14 protein-coding genes are annotated in these 20,085 nt (G+C 71.2%); 8 read left to right on the top strand and 6 right to left on the bottom strand.

Going from position 1 to position 20,085, the window contains the following annotated elements; all coding sequences use genetic code 11:
- Window positions 1-69: 69 nt before the first annotated feature.
- Window positions 70-1,053: a lysylphosphatidylglycerol synthase transmembrane domain-containing protein gene (locus WMF36_RS38515; protein WP_437575814.1), complete on the top strand. Its 984-nt coding sequence runs from the start codon at window positions 70-72 to the stop codon at window positions 1,051-1,053.
- A 24-nt stretch (window positions 1,054-1,077) separates the two neighbouring features.
- On the opposite strand, the gene WMF36_RS38520 is transcribed toward WMF36_RS38515, so the two are convergent.
- Window positions 1,078-1,716 (bottom strand): hypothetical protein, encoded by a 639-nt coding sequence (locus tag WMF36_RS38520; protein ID WP_437575815.1) that lies wholly within the window; start codon window positions 1,714-1,716, stop codon window positions 1,078-1,080.
- Window positions 1,717-1,825: 109 nt separating this feature from the next.
- Between WMF36_RS38520 and WMF36_RS38525 the strand changes: the two genes are divergently transcribed.
- The 4 genes from WMF36_RS38525 to WMF36_RS38540 all read left to right on the top strand — a co-directional run bounded on the left by WMF36_RS38525 (window position 1,826) and on the right by WMF36_RS38540 (window position 6,900).
- Entirely contained in the window at window positions 1,826-4,000 is a 2,175-nt protein-coding gene (locus WMF36_RS38525; protein ID WP_437575816.1) for a DUF2079 domain-containing protein, read from the top strand.
- Window positions 3,975-4,418: a universal stress protein gene (locus WMF36_RS38530; protein ID WP_437575817.1), complete on the top strand. Its 444-nt coding sequence runs from the start codon at window positions 3,975-3,977 to the stop codon at window positions 4,416-4,418. The genes WMF36_RS38525 and WMF36_RS38530 overlap by 26 nt, the downstream gene beginning before the upstream one ends.
- Window positions 4,419-4,627: 209 nt before the next feature.
- Complete coding sequence (locus tag WMF36_RS38535) at window positions 4,628-5,842, top strand: ammonium transporter (RefSeq protein WP_437481525.1); 1,215 nt, start codon at window positions 4,628-4,630, stop codon at window positions 5,840-5,842.
- Between the two features lie 308 nt (window positions 5,843-6,150).
- Window positions 6,151-6,900 carry a YebC/PmpR family DNA-binding transcriptional regulator gene (locus tag WMF36_RS38540; RefSeq protein WP_437575818.1) on the top strand — a complete coding sequence of 250 codons (750 nt, stop codon included), beginning with the start codon at window positions 6,151-6,153 and terminating at the stop codon, window positions 6,898-6,900.
- 22 nt (window positions 6,901-6,922) lie between these two features.
- Here WMF36_RS38540 and WMF36_RS38545 read toward each other — a convergent pair whose 3' ends face one another.
- Both WMF36_RS38545 and coaBC read right to left on the bottom strand, forming a co-directional pair.
- The gene (locus tag WMF36_RS38545; RefSeq protein ID WP_437575819.1) at window positions 6,923-7,747 is read right to left on the bottom strand and encodes a CPBP family intramembrane glutamic endopeptidase; all 825 of its coding nucleotides are present in this window, start codon (window positions 7,745-7,747) and stop codon (window positions 6,923-6,925) included.
- Complete coding sequence (gene coaBC / locus WMF36_RS38550) at window positions 7,744-9,057, bottom strand: bifunctional phosphopantothenoylcysteine decarboxylase/phosphopantothenate--cysteine ligase CoaBC (protein ID WP_437575820.1); 1,314 nt, start codon at window positions 9,055-9,057, stop codon at window positions 7,744-7,746. The genes WMF36_RS38545 and coaBC overlap by 4 nt, the downstream gene beginning before the upstream one ends.
- Window positions 9,058-9,202: 145 nt before the next feature.
- On the opposite strand from coaBC, the gene WMF36_RS38555 reads away from it, so the two are divergent.
- Both WMF36_RS38555 and WMF36_RS38560 read left to right on the top strand, forming a co-directional pair.
- Window positions 9,203-9,736, top strand: coding sequence for a hypothetical protein (locus tag WMF36_RS38555; RefSeq protein ID WP_437575821.1), 534 nt, complete (start codon window positions 9,203-9,205; stop codon window positions 9,734-9,736).
- A gap of 154 nt (window positions 9,737-9,890) precedes the next feature.
- Window positions 9,891-10,919: a tryptophan--tRNA ligase gene (locus WMF36_RS38560; RefSeq protein ID WP_437575822.1), complete on the top strand. Its 1,029-nt coding sequence runs from the start codon at window positions 9,891-9,893 to the stop codon at window positions 10,917-10,919.
- A 64-nt stretch (window positions 10,920-10,983) separates the two neighbouring features.
- Here WMF36_RS38560 and WMF36_RS38565 read toward each other — a convergent pair whose 3' ends face one another.
- The 3 genes from WMF36_RS38565 to uvrC all read right to left on the bottom strand — a co-directional run bounded on the left by WMF36_RS38565 (window position 10,984) and on the right by uvrC (window position 16,651).
- On the bottom strand, window positions 10,984-12,729 hold the full coding sequence (locus tag WMF36_RS38565; protein ID WP_437575823.1) for a VanW family protein: 1,746 nt from the start codon (window positions 12,727-12,729) through the stop codon (window positions 10,984-10,986).
- A 65-nt stretch (window positions 12,730-12,794) separates the two neighbouring features.
- Window positions 12,795-14,120, bottom strand: a complete 1,326-nt coding sequence (locus WMF36_RS38570) for a serine/threonine-protein kinase (protein ID WP_437575824.1) — start codon at window positions 14,118-14,120, stop codon at window positions 12,795-12,797.
- Window positions 14,121-14,389: 269 nt separating this feature from the next.
- Entirely contained in the window at window positions 14,390-16,651 is a 2,262-nt protein-coding gene (uvrC, locus tag WMF36_RS38575) for an excinuclease ABC subunit UvrC (protein ID WP_437575825.1), read from the bottom strand.
- A 2,201-nt stretch (window positions 16,652-18,852) separates the two neighbouring features.
- Here uvrC and WMF36_RS38580 point away from each other — a divergent pair.
- On the top strand, window positions 18,853-19,305 hold the full coding sequence (locus WMF36_RS38580; protein WP_437575826.1) for a DNA-binding protein: 453 nt from the start codon (window positions 18,853-18,855) through the stop codon (window positions 19,303-19,305).
- Window positions 19,306-20,085 lie beyond the last annotated feature (780 nt).

The following is a 20,085-nucleotide window of genomic DNA, read 5'->3' on the forward strand; positions in this document are numbered from 1 at the left end:
GGGCCGTCTCCCCGCTCCGGCTCCCCTGCTTCGCGGCGCCGCGCTGAGCGCGCCGCGGCCCTCGCTTTCATGCGCCGCACCGTCCTGCGCGCCCTCGTTCGCCTGATCGGCCCGCTCCTGCTCGTCCTCGTGGTCGTGCGCATGGACGATCGTGACGCGGTGTTCGACACCGTCGCCTCGGCCTCGGCCGCCCCGCTCGTGCTCGCGGCGGTGCTGAATGTCTTCAACATCCACCTCAAGGTGGTCCGCTGGGACGCGCTGCTCCGTGCCCGTGGCATCCTTTACCCTCTTCGTCGAGCGTGGAGCGCGTACCTCACGTCGCTGTACGTCGGCATGTTGACCCCGGGTCGGGTCGGCGACCTCCTGCGGATCCGCTACCTGCGCCACGACCTGGGTGTTCCCTACGCGGAGGGGCTGGCCACGGTCGTGATGGACCGGCTCTGCGATCTCTACGTGCTCGCCGCGTTCGTCGCCGTCGGCGTGGCCCGCTACAGCGCGGTCATTGCCGGTCAGCTGGCCTGGCTGACCTGGGGCGGCATTGCGCTCACGGTCCTCGCCCCGCTCGTGCTGCTCATCCCTGGCCTCGCCGAGCGCGTGCTCCTCGCCTTCTCGCGCAAGATCGCGAAGGAGCCCGCGGACAGCGCCGAGCCTGGCGCCGCGAGCCGCTTCCTCGTCGCGTTGCGGGCCCACGTCGGTCGCGGTCTGCTCTTCACGCTTCCGGTCACGGTGGCGACGTTCGGCGTCAACTTCGTGCAGGGCTACCTGATCGCGCGCGCGCTGGGCATCTCGCTCTCGTTCTTCGACGTCACGTGCCTGCTTGCCATCGCGAACCTCCTCGGCCTCTTACCCATCTCGATCGCCGGCGTCGGTGTCCGAGAGTTCTTCTTTTCCCTCGTATTCCCCACGCTCGGCCTCACCGCCGAGCACGGCGTGAGCTTCGGCCTCCTCGTCTTCGCCGTCATCTATCTCAACGTCGTCGCCCTGGGTTTCGTGAGCTGGCAGCTGTCCCCTCCGCCCACTGCCCCGGCCCCCCCGGCCCCTGCTCCTCCCTGACAGCGCCCCCCTCCCCGCGCCGCCTCACAGGGAGAAGCGCGTCGTGAGGGCGATGGGGTCCCAGTCGAAGGACGGGACCCGCGTGGCGGCGGCGCGGAAGGCGTCGATCACGCACTCGCCGACGTCCGTCCCGGCGTAGGGCGGGCCGTCGAGCTCCACCTGGGCCCCGCCGCTCGGTGCGAAGGTCACGGTGACGCTCCCCTCGCCGCTCGGACCGTCCGGCTGCCAGCAGCGCTGCGCGCGGACCCGGCCGTGCTCGAGCGCGGCGCCCGCGGCCCTGCCCACGCGCAGGCGCGCCGCGTCGACCCGGTTCGACCCGTGATCGTGCCCATCATGGGAGCGCGGCAGCATCTCGGCCGAGGCAGGGTACGGAGCGCCCCGCTGCGGGCAGTGCGCCGGGCGCACCATCGCGTAGCCCGTCGCGGTGGCGAAGCCGCACACCGCGAGCGCCATCAGCAGGGCGCGCTGCCCTCCGCCCCGGCCGTGAGGCCCGTCGGGCGGGCCGTCGTCGCCAGATCCGCCGCGCAGCCGCTCGACCTCGGCTCGGATCTCGGCGAGCTCCGCATCCCGGGCGGCCAGCGCCGCCTCCCGCTCCTTCAGCTTGGCTTCGAGGGTTTCGATGCGGGCGCGGGCCGCATCGAGATGATCCCGGTAGTGCGACATGGGCCCATTCTACCGCGGTCCACGGGCGGCGCCCTGCCCTTCCCGCGCCCCCCGCACCGTTCCTTGACAGCGGGGGGTAGGGTCAAGTAGCCGAGGACCCGCCTCTCCCATGCTAGAGAACCACCGTACCAGGCTGAACAGCGCGCTCGCAAAGCTCGACGGCGCCATCGAGCGGCTCGCGCGCGCCGCCTTGACCCTGGCGCCGTGGCCGATCCTCTTCGGCATGTGCATCGCCGTGACGGCCTGGGTCTTCACCCACCCGAGCCGCCTCGCCCCGCTCGCGACGAACAAGCTGAACGAGCTGGAGCGCCGCTGGATGGCCGGCGGCGCCGTCGCCGCCATCGTGGGGGTCGGGCTCGCCTACTTCCTCGCGATGCTGGCGCGGCGGGTCCTGACCCGCTCATGGGACGTGGTGGGCACGGCAGGCCGCCTCAACCGCGCCCTGCTCCCCCTGCTCGCGCTCCCGTTCGTCGCCGCGCTCAAGCTGCCGAACATCGAGAAGGACAGCCCGAAGACCGCGATCTTCTTCGCCGCCCTCGCCGCCGCGACGGTGGGCGCGGGCGTCTACGCCTGGGGCCGCGGCGCGCGGCTCTCGCCCGCGCTCGGCGACCCGCCCGGGCTCGACGACGCGCCCGCACGCGGCGGCCCGCTCGCGAAGGCCGGCCGGTGGCTCGCGCCGCTCGCCGTCGGCGCGCTGTGGGCCGGCTACGCCCTCTTCTTCTCCCGGCTCGCGATCACCAACCACCACGCCCTGCACACGCGGACGCCGGACCTCGGGTACTACGACAACATCTTCTACCAGTCGATCCACGGGCGGCCGCTCGGCTGCTCCTGGCTCAGGGCCGGCTACCACGGCTCCGCGCACTTCGATCCCATCCTCGTCCTGCTCTCGCCGCTCTACCTCCTCTACCCGAGGGCCGAGTTCCTCCTCGTGCTCCAGTCCGTGTGGCTCGGCGCCGGCGTCATCCCCGTGTACCTGCTCGCGCGCGACAAGCTCGAGCACCGCGGCAAGGCGCTCCTGCTCGCCGTCGTGTGGGCCCTCTACCCGGCCCTGCACGGCGCGAACATGTACGAGTTCCACTCGCTCGCGCTGATCTCGCCGCTCGTCGTCTGGCTCCTCTACTTCTACGAGACCGGCAAGGACAGGCTGTACTGGGTCACCCTCGCCGCGCTCCTGCTCTGCCGCGAGGACGTCTCCCTCCTGATGTGCTTCATCGGGCTCTACGCCATCCTCGACCGGCGCGCGGGCCGGACGCGCCTCGGCTGGGTGACCATCGCGACGAGCCTCGTCTACCTCGTCGTCGTGAAGGCGTTCTTCATGACGTCGGCCGGCATCATCATGTCGGGCAAGGACGCGTACTCGTTCGCCTACTACTACGAGGAGCTCATGCCGAACCGGAGCGGGCTCGGCGGCCTCGTCATCTCGGTCCTCACGAACCCGGTCTTCGCCCTCAAGGTCATGCTCGAGGAGCCGAAGATCCTGTTCCTGCTCCAGCTCTTCGTCCCGCTCTGCTTCCTGCCCTTCCTCGCCAAGCCCGGGCGATGGATGCTCGCCTACGGGCTCCTGTTCTGCCTGCTCGCCTCGCGCGACGCTGTCTTCTCGATCCACTTCCAGTACTCGTCGATCCTCTTCCCCATCGCGTTCGTGCTGATGCCGATCGCGCTCAAGCGGGCCGAGGACTCCGCGCCGGCCGCGTACTTCGGGCTCGACGGGCGGCGCCTCTCGCGCGCGCTGCTCGCGGCGACGCTCGTGGCGAGCGCGCTCGTGTCGTGGAAGTTCGGCGGCCTCGTCGAGAACGCCTCGTTCAGGGGCGGCTTTCACCGCGTGGCGCGCAATCTTACGCCCGATCAGGAGCTGACCTACGCGTGGGTGAGGCAGCAGGTCGCGGCGATCCCGCCCGGCGCGATCGTCGGCGCGACGAGCAAGATGGGGCCGCACGTGTCGAACCGGAAGGAAGCCTATTTCTACCCGGGGGACCGCGCCGCGATCGTCCAGTACGTGCTCCTCGACGAGGGGGAGCTCAAGGGCAAGGACCTGGACCGCCACAACGCGGCGGTGAAGCGCGGCGAGCTCAAGGAGCTCGGCCGGCTGAAGAAGATGGCGCTGTTCCAGCGGGTGAAGCCGGCGTCGAAGCAGCCGCCGCCGGTGCCGGACGAGCTCTACGAGCCCCCTACCGGCGACCCGCGTCCGGAGCTACGAAAGCCGGACAAGAAAGACGGCGGCGCGCCGCCCGAGCCCCCCAGCACCGCGGAGCAAGATGAAGACCCTCCTCCTGGCCCATGACTTCGATGAGACCTCCGAGCTCGCCCTCGACACGGCGATCGAGCTCGCCCGAAAGCTCTCCGCGAAGATCGTCGTTGCGCACGTGTACAGCCTGCCCGTCTACACCTTCCCGGAAGGCTCGTCGCTGATCCCCTCGGCGGAGGACGCCGCGCGCCTCGCCGAGGCGGCGCAGCGGAGCCTCGATCAGGTGCTCGAGCGCCGGCGCGGCGTGGCCGACGTCGAGCTCTCGGGCGTGCTGCGCGCCGGCGTCCCCGACGAGGAGATCTGCCGGCTCGCGGAGGAGATCGGCGCCGACATGATCGTGATCGGGACGCACCGGCGCGGCGCGATCGCGCGGGCGCTGCTCGGCAGCGTGGCCCAGCGGGTGGTGCGCGCGGCGAAGGCCCCGGTGCTGACCGTCCGCGGCCCGCAGGATTGACACGGCGGGGGCACGCGCCCCCCGCGATCCACCTGTGACTTCCGCGCGGGTTGCCGCTTCGGGCCTGACGTACGTGGCATCACGAAACCATCGCATCCGGTATCCGGTGCCGCCGGATCGGGCGTTAGAAATTTCCTGACCCCCTGTCAAATGCATCCAGCCGCGGCGCCGAAACCTCGTTGAAACATCGGGCACGTTACGCCCGTGCCATGAAGATCGACACTGGGGATACGGCCTGGCTCCTGGCATCGACAGCCCTCGTCCTTTTCATGACGCCGGGCCTCGCCCTGTTCTACGGCGGCATGGTGCGCCGCAAGAACGTGCTCGCGACGCTCATGCACTCGTTCGCGGCGCTCGCGGTGATCTCCGTGCAGTGGGTGGCGATCGGGTACTCGCTCGCGTTCGGCACGTCGCAGGGCGGGCTCATCGGCGGGCTCGACTATATCGGCATGCGCGGACTTGCAGGGGTGGAGCGGGGAACCGTGCCGCACCTCGCCTTCGCGGCGTTCCAGATGATGTTCGCGGTGATCACGCCCGCGCTCATCGCGGGGGCGTTCGCCGAGCGCATGCGGTTCCCGGCGTACCTGGTCTTCATCCTGCTCTGGTCCACGCTTGTCTATGATCCCGTCGCCCACTGGGTGTGGGCGGAGAAGGGCTGGCTCTTCGAGATGGGGGCGCTCGACTTCGCGGGCGGCACCGTGGTTCACCTCGCCGCGGGCGTCTCGGCGCTGATCTGCTCGCTCGTGCTGGGCAAGCGCACGGGGTACCCGCACGAGCGGCACGTGCCGCACAACCTGACGATGACCCTGACGGGCACGGGCATCCTCTGGTTCGGCTGGTTCGGGTTCAACGCCGGCAGCGCGCTCACCTCGGGCGGGCTCGCGGCGCTGGCGCTGCTCGACACGCACCTCGCGGCGGCGGCCGGCGGCGCGGCGTGGCTCTTCGTCGAGTGGGCGCAGCGGGGCAAGCCGACAGCGCTCGGCGTCGCGTCCGGCATCGTGGCCGGGCTCGTCGGCATCACGCCGGCGGCCGGCTTCGTCGCGCCCTGGGCCGCGGTCGTGATCGGCCTGCTCGCGGGCGCGGTCTGCTATTTCGCGGTCGTCTCGAAGGAGCGCCTCCGCTACGACGACTCGCTCGACGCGTTCGGCGTGCACGGCGTGGGCGGCCTCCTCGGCGCGCTCCTCACCGGCGTCTTCGCGGAGAAGGCCCTGAACGAGGCCGGCCGCGACGGCGTGATCGCCGGCAACCCCGGTCAGATGGTCCCGCAGCTCGCCGGCATCGTGGCCGTGGGGCTGTACGCCGCGATCATGACCTTCCTGCTCCTCAAGCTCGTCGACAAGCTGGTCGGCCTGCGCGTGGCCGAGAGCGACGAGCGCGAGGGCCTCGACGCCACCGAGCACGGCGAGACCGGCTACGCGCTGTAGTCACACGGCGGGCACCCCCGCAGAACCCAGGTCGTCAAGGGCCTCGGCCGCGCTCGTTCTCCTGGTCAGGAGGGGTGCGGGCGGCCGAGATGCCGTCGTGGTTGCCTCCACACGGGCGCACCGCTAGAGCGACAGACGGTTCGAAACGCGGGGGCGCCGGGACCGCCAAGAGAGGTCGACCATCTCTTGACGGTCCCGGCGCCTCGGCGATCCCTCCCCTCGAACCCATCGGTGCTCCAGCTTGCGCCGAACCTTTCCCCTGGGCGCGCTCCGCGAGCGAGCGCCCCGTCATCACGGAGCAGACAGGCATGAGCGGCCATTCCAAGTGGGCCACCATCAAGCGGAAGAAGGGCGCCCTCGACGCAAAGCGCGGCAAGCTCTTCACGAAGCTCATCAAGGAGATCACCGTCGCCTCGCGCATGGGCGGCGGAGACCCGAACGGCAACCCGCGCCTCCGTAAGGCGGTCAACGACGCCAAGGGCCAGGCGATGCCCGCCGACACGATCAAGCGCGCCATCCAGCGCGGCACCGGCGAGATCGAGGGCGCGAACTACGAGGAGATCCTCTACGAAGGCACCGGCCCCGGCGGGACCCTGTTCCTCTGCGAGGCGATGACCGACAACCGGAACCGCACCGTCGCCGAGATCCGGAAGATCTTCGAGAAGAACAACGGGCAGCTCGGCGCAGGCGGCTCCGCGCAGTGGGCCTTCGACCGGAAGGGGATCCTCCTCATCGCGAAGGACGCGGCGACCGAAGATCAGCTCATGGACATCGCCGTCGGCGCGGGCGCCGACGACTACAGCGACCAGGGCGAGGAGTGGCAGGTGCTCTCCAGCGTCGAGATGATCGAGCCCGTCGTGAAGGCGCTCGAGGACGCGAAGATCCCGGTGAAGTCGAGCGGCGCAGGCTACGTCCCCAAGACAAAGAAAGAGGTCGCGGGCCGCGACGCCGAGGTCTGCCTCAACCTCGTCGACTCGCTCGACGACCACGACGACGTGCAGAACGTCTACGCCGACTTCGACGTCCCCGAAGAGGAGCTCGCGAAGCTCGAGGGGTGATCCCGGCGAGGGCGCCCGGACGTCACGGGCGCCAGATCGGGAAGCTCACGATCGCCCACGAGAAGAACGCGTGGGCGAAGATCGCCGGCGGCAGACGGCCGGTCCGGTGCACAACGCGACCCCACACGATCGAGCAGCCGAGGCCCGCCGCGACGAGCAGCGGGTTCGGCCCGGCGAGCGGATCGCCGAGCAGAAAGAGCGTGGGGACGTGCGCGGCGGCGAACAGCGCGCTCGACAGCAGCCAGGCGGTCACCGGACCGAACGGCCCCTCGAGCGCGCGCATGACGAGCCCACGCCAGACGACCTCCTCGAGCGCGGCCACGACGAAGACGACCGCGCCGACGAACACGCGCGCGTCGGCCGAGGGGTCGCCGAGCTGGAGGTACAGGCGAAAGAGCCACGCCTCGCGCGGCGAGCCCCGCGGGGCGAGCGCCAGCTGCACCGCCATGGCCAGGCCGTAGAGCACCGCCGCGACGAAGGCGCCGCGCGCGAGATCGCCCGAGAGGGGGCGGAGCGCGACGCGGAGCTCGCCGCGCCGGCGGAGCCACAACACGGTCACCGCCGCGAGGACGGCGTAGAGCGCGCCGAGCGCCGCGAGCATGCCGGGCGCGCCCGCGCGATCGGGGTGGAACGCGTACGAGACCGCGAGCGCGACGCCGGCGGTGACGGACGCGGCGATGAGCGCGGCCTCGCGGCGCGAGGCCCGCGGCGGCTCGCGCGGATCGGTCGCCCCCGGATCGCGCGGCCGGGCCGGGAGGGGCGAGCCCGGGGCAGCCGGCGGGGGCGCGGCCGCAGCAGGGGGCGCGGCCGGCGGGGACGCGGGAGGCGCAGCGTCGCCCGGGATCATCGCGCGCACAGCTGCACGACCCGGTCGAGGATGCGGTCGGCGAGCACGGGCTTGGGCAACACGCCGAGCGAATCGGCGGCGTCGCGGGTCACGATCGTGGCGCGGTTGTCGTCCCGGCCGAACGAGTCCGCCGCGTGGTTGGCGACGATCATGTCGACGCGCTTGGTCGCGAGCTTGTGCCGGGCGTAGGCGATCACGCCGTCGTCCGTGGCGGTCTCGACGGCGAACCCGACGAGCACCGGCGGCCGCGCTCTGCCGGCGCGCGCGGCGCTGGCGTCGCCGGCGCGCGCGAGGCCGACCTCGGCGAGCAGGTCGGGGTTCGGGACGAGCGGCAGCGAGGCGAGATCGGGCGTCCGCTTCAGCTTTGTCGCGTGCTGCTCGGCCGGGCGGTAGTCGGACACCGCGGCCGTCATGATCAGCGCGTCGGCGCCGCGCAGGTCCTCGCCGAGCGCCTGCCAGAGCGCGGTGCGCATCGCGAGCGCGCCGCGCACGTCGACGCGCCGCGCGCCGGGCGGCGTGGCGAGCGACACGGGACCGGCGATGAGCGTGACCTGCGCTCCACGGAGCGCGGCCCGCTCGGCCACGGCGAAGCCCATCTTGCCGGTCGACCGGTTGCCGAGGAACCGCACGGGATCGAGGTCCTCGAGCGTGGGCCCCGCGGTGACGACGACGCGGAGCCCCGCGAGATCGCGCGGGGCGAGCCGCGAGAACGCCGCGGCCGCGATCGCCGCGGGCTCGGCCATGCGCCCGAGGCCGCGCTCGCCCGAGGCGACCTCGCCGAAGACCGGGCCGACGAGCTGCACGCGCCCGTCGGCCTCGAGCGAGGCGACGTTCCGCGCCGTCGCGGGGTGCGCCCACATGCGGGGGTGCATCGCCGGCGCGGCGAGCACCGGGCCCTTCGCGCACAGGGCGAGCGCCGTCACGAGATCGTCGGCGCGCCCGGCGGCGAGGCGGGCGAGCAGGTCGGCGGTCGCGGGCACGAGGAGCACGAGGTCGGCCTCGGCGGCGAGCGCGACGTGCAGCTCGCCCGCGAAGCCCGGATCCCACATCGTGTCGCGCACCGGCTCGCCGCAGAGCCCGCTCAGCGTCATGGGCCCGAGGAACTGCTGCGCCGCGCGGGTCATGATCGGGAGCACGCGCGCGCCACCCTGGATCAGGAGCCGGGCGACCTCGGCGGCCTTGTAGGCGGCGATGCTGCCGGAGACCGCGAGCGCGACGGTCGGTCGCCCGCCGGCGGAGGCATGGACGGCGACCGGCGGAGCGGGGGTGTCGGGGTGAGGCGCAGGAGATGACGGCGTTCGGCCGGACATGACGCAGGTGCCAGCGTGGGGGATCCGCTTCGCGGTCCCGGCAAACATCGGCCGGGGATCCGCTTCGCGATCCGCGTCCGCCCACCGTGGCACGAAAACCGGCAGCCGTACACGCTGCGCCTCGGGCGGATGCTACCCTCGCCGGGTGCGCTCCTTCGATCGGCCGCGCAGTCGCGCCCCGGCGGGCTCCGAGCAGCTCGTCACGGTGGCGACGTACAGCGAGTCCGTCGAGGCGCAAATGGGACGCTCGGCCCTGTCCGCTCATGGCATCCGCGCCTTCCTCGCCGATGAGCACGTGGCGACGCTGACCCCTCATTATATCGGCAGGTCCCTCGGCATCCGGCTCCAGGTGCCGCGCGCGGAGCTGAAGCGGGCAGCCGAGATCCTGAAGCCGCCGCCGCCCGTCGACGACGATCGCGAGCTCGACGAGGACGACGAGACGGCCGAGCTCGATGGGCCGAAATGCCCGGCGTGCGGAGCGCGCTACGCTTACCGCGAGTGGGCCCCGGGTCAGATCCTCGCCCTCATCGCGCTGCTCGGGTTGCCGCTCCTCGTCCTGAAGAAGCGGTGGCACTGCCGCAAATGCCACGCCTACTGGGCCCCGGAGGCAGCTGCGCCGAAGCGCGGAAACCCCTACCGCGCCCCGCGCGGCGGGGCGGCGCGGCGCTCGAAGGGCTAGTGTGCCGGGCGGCGTCCGCGACGCGGCGCCCAGGTGCCGCGCGAAAGCCACGATGACGCGACGCCCAGAAATCCATGGCGGGATTTCTGGTACGCAGCACTATCATCACCCGCCGAGAGCTCGTAATGGACTCCCTCAGAGGAACACGACAACGATGGCAAGCACCGTCCTCACCGGCATCAAACCCACCGGAACGCCGCACCTCGGCAACTTCGTGGGGGCGATCAAGCCGGCGCTCGCGCTCGCAGGGACCGCATCGAACGCGCTCTACTTCGTCGCGGACTACCACGCGCTCAACGTCATCCACGACGCGCAGAAGCTCCGCGGCCTGGTCCACGAGGTCGCCGCGACATGGCTCGCGCTCGGCCTCGACCCCGAGAAGGTCATCTTTTACCGGCAATCCGACATCCCGGAGATCTTCGAGCTCACCTGGATCCTCTCCTGCTTCACGGCGAAGGGGCTCATGAACCGCGCGCACGCCTACAAGGCCGCTGTCGCCAGGAACATGGAGTCCCGCGCCGGAGCGTCGAGCGCCGCGAACGTGGAGGACACGGACGACCTCGACGCCGGGATCAACATGGGCCTCTATAGCTATCCGGTGCTGATGGCGGCCGACATCCTCCTGTTCAAGACGAATGTCGTGCCCGTGGGCAAGGACCAGGTCCAGCACATCGAGATCGCCCGCGACATCGCGCAGCGGTTCAACGCGATCTACGGCCCGACCCTGATCCTGCCCGCGGCGCGCATCAACGTCGACACCGCCGTGATCCCGGGCCTCGACGGCCGCAAGATGAGCAAGAGCTACGACAACGCCATCTCGCTCTTCCTGCCGCCGGAGAAGCTGCGCAAGACGATCTTCAAGTACAAGACGGACTCGTCGCCCCCGAGCGAGCCGAAGGATCCGGACTCGTCGCCGCTGTTTCACCTCTACCGGGAGTTCGCGACGCCGGAAGAGACGGAGGCGCTCCGGGGCCGCTACCGGAGCGGCATCGGCTGGGGCGAGGCGAAAGAGGCCGTGTTCGAGGTGCTGAACCGCGCGCTGGAGGAGCCGCGGCGGCGCTACGCCGAGTTCATGGCCGACCCGGCGGGCGTCGACGCCCTGCTCGCGGAGGGCGCGGTGCGCGCGCGGCAGATCGCGAGCGCGACCCTCCAGGAGACACGCCGGGCGGTCGGCGCGCGCTGAAGGCCGCCGCCGGCGCCAGGCAGGCGCCGACCGCGGCTGCCGGCGCCAGGAAGGCGCCGGTCGCTCAGCCGTCGTCGCCCTTCTTCTTCTGCCGCTTCTTGCTCTTGCCGCTCTTCGCCTCGTCGCCCGCCGGGTCCTTCTGGCCTCGGGCTTCTCTCGCCGCTTTGCTCTCGGACGCGGGCTCGCTCGTGGCCTGCATGATGGCGGTGCCCTCGGCGGGCGGGGCGTCTTCACCCCGCGCGCGGCCGCCTTCGCGCTCATCCCCCTTCGCGCGGAAGGTGCCGATCCCCGCGCGCTCGGTCCAGCCGCGCTCGCCGGTGAGCCCCGGCTCGCGGCTCTCGACGGTGCCGCCGCCCGGCTCGGGGCCGGTCACGCCGGGCGTGCGGACGTCCGGACCCTGCGTGACGACGAGGTACTCGTCCGCCACGTACTCGGGGTGATTGTCGTCGGCCGCCTTGACCTCCGGGTCGCGCGGGCCGCTCCCGACATGGACGATCTGCGTGGTCGGCGGGTAGCTGTCGCTCCACTTCTCTCGCACCCCATACGCGCCGTCGCGGACGACCCGCGAGCTCGTCGTCCTGAAGCCGGGGATGCCGCGCTGGGCGAGCACCCGTGTCCCCTCAGGCAGCTTCGGCGCCGGGCGCTCCAGCTCCTCGAACGGGACGACCGCGTCGACGCGGCGAAAGTACGTGACCGTGAGCTTGCGCGAGGGGCCGAGGATCTCGGCGCGCACGACGCCGCCGGCGACCGTCTCGTGGAGCACGACCGGGAAGTCGAACGGGTTCCTGAAGCGATAGTTGATCGTCGGATAGACGACGGTCGCGTCGAGGCCGAGCTTGATGTAGTAGCTCGGACGGGAGTGCGGATAGCGCTCGACGATCTCGAGCCCGGCGAAGAACGCGGCGCCGTGGAGCGTGCCCGAGATCTGGCAGGTCCCGCCGCCGAGCCCGTCGACGAGCTCGCCCTGGGCGATGACCGGAGCGACGCGGTAGCCGTGCGCCTCGTCGCGCGGGCCGACCGTCTCGTTGAAGTCGAAGATCTCCCCCGGCAGGACGACCACCCCATCGAGCTTCGAGGCGGCGAGCCTGAGGTTATACGTCCTCTCCTTGGACCTCGCCCCGGTCGCGTAGCGCGTCTCGAAGTAGCCGAGCACCTGGTCGAATTTGACGTTGCCGAGCTGCTCCGCGACGAGCTTCGGCGCGATCGTCTCGACGCTGGCCTGCGCCGTGTCCTCGCCCGCCCGGAGGGCGGCGTCGATCCGCGCGAGCGTGCCGTAGACGTCCAGCCGATACCCGATCTTCTCGGGCCTGAGCTGCTTCGCCTCCAGGTCGACATAGGCGTCGACCGCCGGCGCATCGAGCTCGACCTTCAGATCGAGCAGCTTGCTGATCGCCCGCTCGGAGTCGAGGAGGAGCGGGATCGGGATGTCGAGCGGCGCGTCCTCGTCCTCGCGCTCGTGCGCGCGGCGGAGCGCGCTCGCCGGGCGGAGCGCCTCGCGGACGAACTCGGCGAGGCGGACCCGGTTGATCTCGACGCCGAGGTCGTTGCGGCGGAGCGCGCGCGCGGAGCCGTCGGGGAGCACGATCCGGATCTCCCCGGTGGCGTAGCGGCGCACGAGATCGAGCGCGTTGGCCACGACGTCGCCGCCCGCCGGCACCGGCACCTGCGCCACGCGGAGGACCGGCGGAGGCTTGGGGCCGTCGTCCAGCGGCGGCGGCAGCACGAGGTAGGTGATGACCAGGCCGCTCGTGACGAAGATCGCCACCAGCGCGGCGAACCGCCAGAGCTCCGGCGAGCGGCGAAGATCCATGGGAGGGCGGCCATCTTGGAAAGCCATCCCCGAACCGTCAAGGAAACGCCGCCGCCGGCGGGCCGCTACGGGGCGGCGCGCTCCCCGTGGGCGCGACCGCGCAGCGCCTTCGACGCGGCGCGGGCGGCCCTGAGGACCGGCGCCTGGATGGAGCCCGCCGTGGGCACGATCAGACCGCCCCGCCCGTGCGACGGGCGGGGGCCCGGCGAGGACCGCAGGAGGTACGCGCCCGCGAGCGCCACGAGGACCGCGAGGGCGACGGAGGCCACGGGGATGAGCCAGCGCCGAGCGCGCCCGTCGGGCGGCGGAGAGCTCCGCGGCCCGAGCGCGCCGCGCTCCACGATCGCGCGCCCGGGAGGGTCGACGGCCTCTGGCGAGCTCGGCTGTGGGGGCGGATCGTCGGGGTCGATCGAGCGCTCGCGCGCGATCTGCATGGCCTCCTGGATCGCGGCGCGCCGGCGCTCGCCGCGCGGGCCGAGCTGCTGCTGCATCAGCGCGGCGAGCTCGTCCGACGTGGCGAGGGGCATCGCGAGCGACACCTGCTCGATGGCGCGGCGCAGCTCGGCCATCGTGGCGAAGCGCTCGTCCCGCGGCTTCGCGAGCGCCTTCATGATGATGCGCCCGACGTCCTCCGGGAGCGAAGGGACGAGGGTGCGCGGCGGCTCGACCGCGGTCTTGTCGCAGATGCGGCGCACCGTCGCAGGCTCGTTCTCGGCGAGGAAGGGGTGCTTGCCCGTCACGAGCTGATAGAAGACGATCCCGAGCGTGAAGACGTCGGTGCGCCGATCGATGGGCTCGCTGCCGGCCTGCTCCGGCGACATGTACGCGTACTTGCCCTTCACCTGGCCGACCTTGGTTCGCTGCAGGTTCGAGGCGGCCTTGGCGACGCCGAAGTCGAGGATCTTCACCGACCCGTCGTAGCCGACCAGGATGTTTTGCGGCGAGACGTCGCGGTGAACGAGGCCGACGAGCTTGCCGTCGCGGCCGCGCAGCTCGTGCGCCGCGTGCAGGCCGAGGGCCGCCTCGCCCACGATGCGGAGCGCGACGGGGAGCGGGACGCCGCCGCGCGCCTTGTTCTCGCGGAGAACCAGGTTGAGCGGCTCGCCGTCGATGAGCTCCATCACCTGATAGAGGACGCCGTCCTCCTCGCCCATATCGATGGTCTCTGCGACGTTCGGGTGGTGGATCTGCGAGACCAGCGTGGCCTCGTCCAGGAACATCGCCTCGAAGTCGGGGTCGTCGCTCAGCTCGGCGCGCAGCAGCTTGACGGCGACGATCCTCGGGAGCTGACCGCTCGTCCGAGCGGCCCACACCGAGGCCATGCCCCCGAGCGCAATAGGAACGAGGAGCTCATAGCGACCGAGCGTGTGGCCAGCGCGTACTTCTCCCATGGTGCTCACGTGCCGCGTAACCCCGGAACGAGGCAGTCCCCGCCGGGAATGGAGCCCGCCGAGCGCGGCCTCCCTGAGGTCGGGTCCGCGAGAAGCGCTCGGTGTGCCAGGTGGTGTTCTTGATCGAGGATCGACAGCGTGCGCCCGGAGCGAAGCCGGGCGCCTGTTGTCCGGATCGTCGCAGAGAACGCCTTGGCGCTCAACCCGGAACGCTGTTCGGTCACAGCGTGATCTTTACACGGTGCATCGCAGAGCGGGCCCGCTCGCGCTCACCGGGTGAGCCCCGGATCCTTGTCGGGATCGCCGCCGTCCTCGACCGGCGCCGGCGCGGCGGGCGGCGGGGCCTCGGGAGACGGGATGACCTTGCGCAGCGCGGAAAGGTGGCGCTTGGTGACGCCGGTGACCGCCAGGATCTGAGCGTCGGTCGCGCGGCGCACGCCCTCCAGGGAACCGAGCTCCCGGAGGAGCGCCGTCCTCACCGGGCTGCCGAGCCCTGGGATGTCCTCGATCTCGGAGCGGAGGCGCCGCGCTTTGCCGAGCCGCTTGCGTGCGTGGTTTGCGAAGCGGTGCGCCTCGTCGCGCGCCCGCGCCAGGAAGAAGAGGGCCGAGCTCGTGGAGCGGAGCGGGATACCGTTCTTCTGGCCAGGCAGATAGACGCGGTCGACGAGCTTCTCGCCGGCCTGCGTCTCGCGCTCCTTCGCGAGACCGACGATCGGTAGGTCGTGCAGGCCGAGATCGCGCGCCGCCGACAGCGCGACCTGGAGCTGGCCGCGCCCGCCGTCGACGACGAGCAGGTCCGGCAAATCCCACTCGGCTCCGCCGGGCTGCGCGCTCTTCGGCGCCTCGCTGCCCGAGCCGGCCGCCTGCCGCTCCGTGAACACCTGCGCAGGTTCTGTCTCCGGCGGAGCGTCGCCCGCGCTCACCGGGCCGCTCGTCTCTTCGGGCGCGTCGCCGTCGGTTTCATCGCCCTCGGGCGCTTCGTTCTCGGTCACATCGCCCTCGGGCGCTTCGTTCTCGGTCACGTCCTCCGTCACGTCGCCCTCGAACACGTCGCTCACGGCCGCCTCGGAGGCGCCGAGCGCGTCGACATCGGAGTCTCCGGCCACGGCGTCCGCGCGGGCCGACGGGCTCGCCGGCCGAGCGGCCTTGCCGCGGCGGAAACGTCGCGCGAGCACCTCGTACATCGCGGCGTAGTCATCGCCGTCGGCCACGCTCTTCACGTTGAAGGTGCGGTAGCGCTTCTTGTCGGGCTGACCGTCGAGGAGCGCCACGATCGATCCCACGGTGTCGCCGCCGCCGAGATGCGAGATGTCGCAGCACTCGATGCGACGCGGGAGCGTCGGGAGACGGAGGCGCTCCCTGAGCTCCTCGAGCCGGGCCTCGAGATCGTCGGAGCTCCTCTGCTTTTCGCGGAACGCGTGAGCTGCGTTCTCGCTCGCCATCTTGAGCAGATCGGCGCGGGGCCCGCGCTGAGGCACGAAGAGCGTCACCTTGCGGCCGCGCCGATCGCCGAGCCACTCCGCGACGCCCTCCGCGCCGTCGGGCAACACCGGCACGAGGACCTCATCGGGGATCATGGTGGACGCGACGCCATAGTACTCGTTCAGGAAGCCGCCGAGCACCTCGTCGTCCGGCAGCTCCATGTTGCGGAGCGAGAAGGACAGCGTGTCTGTCACGCGACCCTGGCGCACCATGATCACTTCGACCTCCACGAGCGTCCCCTCGCGGTAGAGGCCCACCACGTCTTGATCGACGTCGTTCACGTAGACGACGCGCTGCGCTTCCCGCACCGTCTCGACCGCCCGGAGCTGATCGCGGTAGATGGCGGCGCGCTCGAACTCGAGCTCCCGCGACGCGTCCCGCATTCGCGCGGTGAGCTCGCCCGTGAGCTCGTCATGGCGCCCCTCGAGGAAGAGCGCGACCGAGCGGACCATCTCCGTATAGAGCTCCCGGTCCACATCCATCACGCACGGCGCGAGGCAACGCTTGATCTGGTACTGCAGGCAGGGGCGCCGGCGCGACGCCATCTCGGCATCGGAGCAGGTGCGGAGCTGGAAGTGCTTGTTGACCAGGTGGAGCGTCCGCCGCGCGCTCGTCGCCGAGTGGTACGGGCCGAAATAGCGGGCCTTGTCCGGGGCGGGACGGCGGACCGTCTCGAGCATCGGCCACTCCTTCTGCGTGTCGAGCTTGAGGCAGAGGAAGTCCTTGTCGTCACGCAGCTTGACGTTGAACCGCGGCTTGTGCTGCTTGACGAGCTCGTTCTCCAGTACGGCCGCCTCCTTCTCGGTGGCGGTCACCACCGTCTCCAGATCGGCCACGATCTTCCGGAGTATCGGGATGAAGTACCGGGCGTCGCTCCCGCTCTCCTGAAAGTAGCTGCGGACGCGCGAGCGCAGGCTCTTCGCCTTGCCGACGTAGACGACGGCGCCCGTCTTGTCGATGAACAGATAGCAGCCAGGCTTCGTCGGGAGCGAGGCGAGCTTGGCTGCGAGGAGGGCTTCGGGATCCTGCTTGGCGCTCGGGTTGACCACGGCCGGAACGATCTAGAAGTCGCGCGCGCCGGCAGCAAGCGCTCCGATCACGACCCTTCCGTCACAGGGGGGCGACGCGTCCCGCGCCGGTTCTCCTTTACATCTCGGAAACGCCGTCATGCAGCGCGGCATCGCTCGCCGCGGCGGAAGAGGCGGAACGCCCAGGTCGAGATCTCACGCCGGCCGCTCGAACGGCGAACGGCGCGAACGGTGGATGCGCGGTGGCCTGCGCGACAGTCACGCCGCCGAGCTCGTCGCGCTCGACTCGCGTGAGCGCGGCGACAGGCGCGGCGCGGCGAATGCGCGGCTTCGTCTGGGGCACGCTCGCGGCGCCCGGTGGCGTGGTGCGCTGCCCGCGCCGGCGGCGACGCCTTCCTGATCACGGTGGCGCCGCCCTCGGCTGTCTCGCCATCGCCCGTATGGCGGGCGGCGGAGACGACAGCGGTGATGCCTCACCGCGCCCGGCTCGACGCGAGACACGCCGTCGATCGGCCAGTGGACCGAGCGGCAAGATCTTCGCAGGAGGAGGTCTGCGGTGTCGCGCGTTCGTGCTTCGTGCCCTCGCGGGCGACGGCGTCTTCGCCTCGGTCGCAATCCGGCGCGACTCCTCGTCGCGCCATCGCGCCCAGTCCGTCTGGAGCTTCTTGGCCTTGAGAAAGGCCGCCCGCTGGAGAGCGAGGTTGCCCAGGCCGGCCCACGGTGCCCGCTTGTCCTCGCCGTAGCTGCGCTTCGGGTTCTCCCCGCAAGCCACTTTCAGCCCGCCGGGCGCCACGGTGACGCGCGTCTGGGGACCATCTGGGGAGCATCTGGGAGGGGCCGATGCCCGGCCGGAGCTCCATCGTTACCGCGCACCATCTAATCAGGTTGCCTGAACCCGAAAGGACTTGTATGGTCGTAACACCACCAGCGACTGCCCGTTCGATTCCCGGGTCCTGTCGCCAGAAGGCATCGGCGGACTGAGCCTGCGGCGCCATCGGCCCCACCTCTGGTTCCCGTTCGCTGCCGTCCAGGTGCGCCGCTGCGCCTGGTGTCGGGTGGACCCCGAGGTGGGAGTGCATCGAACAGCCGAGGAGTGACGAACTGTCCACCAGCGTCCATCACCGCCGCCCCGCTCGGGGGATCGATGTCGCCCTCGGCGGCGGCGGTGCCGCGCTCTGCCTCCGCTCGCGGGGGCGAGCCGCGGGCGAGCGTCACCCTGGTGCCCAGCACGAGTGTCACCGCCTGAATCAGGATGAGCGGCTGAGCAGGAGCGGCGGCCTCGTGACCTCCCGCGGGCAGACTTCCGGCTTGCCGGGGCGGCGACCGGGGCGCGGGCGCGGCGAGCGGTTTGGAGGACACGGCCGGAGGCTGGGCAGCTCCAGCACAGCCGCAAAAAGACGCAGCCAGGCCCAAGGCGAGGTGGCGTTCGGCCAGCAACATGGGTGGGCGCATACGCCTCGGGCCGTCGCGCCGATCGGCCAGGGGGATGTCCTGGCAGGTGGGTGGGGTAGCCCTCATGACGTCGACAGCCCCGGAGGGCGGATCGGTGGCCGACACGTTGCGGTCGATCCCGGAGAGCAGCTCGGCCCGGAGACGAGAGCTCGGGCATACAGACACGCCGCCGGGGCCGAGCGGAATGCAGAAATGAAAGACCTCCGGTCCAGCGCACAGGGGTGGGCCGGAACGGCGGCCTCGTCCATGACACGTTTCCTCATCGAGGACGGCTCACCCGGGGGGGTCAGGCTCCTCCGCGCTCCCTCGGTCAGGCGCCCGCTTCGCCTGCTGCGCGGTGGGTCGCTTGTGTCCGGAGCACAGGAAAGCCAATCTTCGTGGGAATGTCGCTGGCTCCACGCGGCTCGGGGGCTGCCCGCGGCGCGCGTCGCGCGGCAGCAAGAGAGGCCGCAGCGCGGCGCAGAGAGGAGCACGGCGCTGTCCATCGCACCCCTCCTGGGTTTGGGCAGAGCCTGGCTTCGTGGAGCGGTGCCACCGGGCTTCGCCCCGCTCCGCGAAGCCACCAGGCTTGGCTTCGCGGAGCGAAGCCACCAGGGAGACGTGGTGGCTGGAGTCCGGCTCGACCGGTCGTCCCAGCATCCCATGACCGGACGGGGAGCTCGCGAGCGCGGGTTCCCGACGCACGTTGAGGGGACACCTCTCGAATTATTTTCAAGCACGGTGCTGTTCAGCAGTTGACAACTCTAGCTATTCATGGGACGCGAGATCCAATGAGCAACGTCGAAACCGAGATCAAAAGCCACGTTGATGCATTCGTCTCTCAGCTGAGCGGACTTGTCCGCAAAGCGGCTCTCGAGGCTGTCGCCGACGCCTTGCGAGGGGAGGGCCAGCCGGCCGCTGCCGCCGCCGCGCCGCGCAAAGCAGGTCGGGCCAAGGCCGCTCCTCCGGCGCCTGCGGAGGTCAAGAAGGCGGCGGGGCGCCCCGCTCGCGCCGCGAAGCCCACCCGCAAGAAGGGCGAGAAGCGCTCGAAGGAAGAGCTCGCCGCCATGACGCAGAAGGTCCTGGAGCACATCCGGGCCAACAGCGGCCAGGGCGTGGAGCAGATCGCGAAGGATCTGGGCACCACCACGAAGGAGCTGACCCTTCCGATTCGGAAGCTGCTCGTCGAGAAGAAGATCACGTCGAAGGGAGAGAAGCGGGCGACGAAGTACTTTTCCCGCTAAAGCTGGCCGCAACGCGCTCCGGGCGAGTCCGGCCAAGCCAACCGAGGTCGACGTCCAGCCTTCCCCCAAGCCCAGCAGGGGAAATCGTGGCAAGCCAGGAGCTGTCCAGGCAGCCGCGGAGACGTCGTACATCGGGGCGGAGCAAGCTCCGCAGCCGTACACGCCTCTGGAACTCCCCCAGGAAAGCTCCCCCACCAATGGCCTCTCCGCGTAACACCGTGGAGAATCCCGCACGCGCGGTGGAGAAATCCGCGCGCGCGGGCTGTCAGCTCCCGCCCGACCGCTGCTGAACGGATCCGCCCGGCGACACGACTCGGAGGGCTGCTCCCGACAGCCGCTGTGCGCCCAGGCTCGCTCCGGCGCCCAGGACGCCGGGTTACCGCCGAGCCGCCATGCCCGTGCTCCTGTCGTGGACACGGGAAGGCGGGCAGCGTCACGTCACCCGAAGACCCCAACATGTCGTGGGGTGACATCGAGGGACCACCACATCTAGCCGCCAGGAGCTGTGGGGTGGTCAGGATTGCCAAGCTGGCAGAGCACGATCGGCGCAGCGCGCGAGCGTTGCCGCTGTGAGCGCCTGGCCCGCTCTGCATCCACCCGGTGTCCCGGCGCGGACCGACGGTTGAGCGTTCGAGGCAACACCGCGTCCCGAAACGGGCTGGCGTCCAACGCACTTTCACAGACATCTGAGCAGGACGCCCCAGGCGGATATTGCGAACTTGCAACGTGGGCGAGCCCTGCGTCCAGCAAGGAGGGATCCTTGGGCGCTATCGACCCCTG

Origin of the sequence: Sorangium sp. So ce887, from assembly GCF_051521455.1 — a bacterium.
Taxonomy (GTDB): domain Bacteria; phylum Myxococcota_A; class Polyangia; order Polyangiales; family Polyangiaceae; genus Sorangium.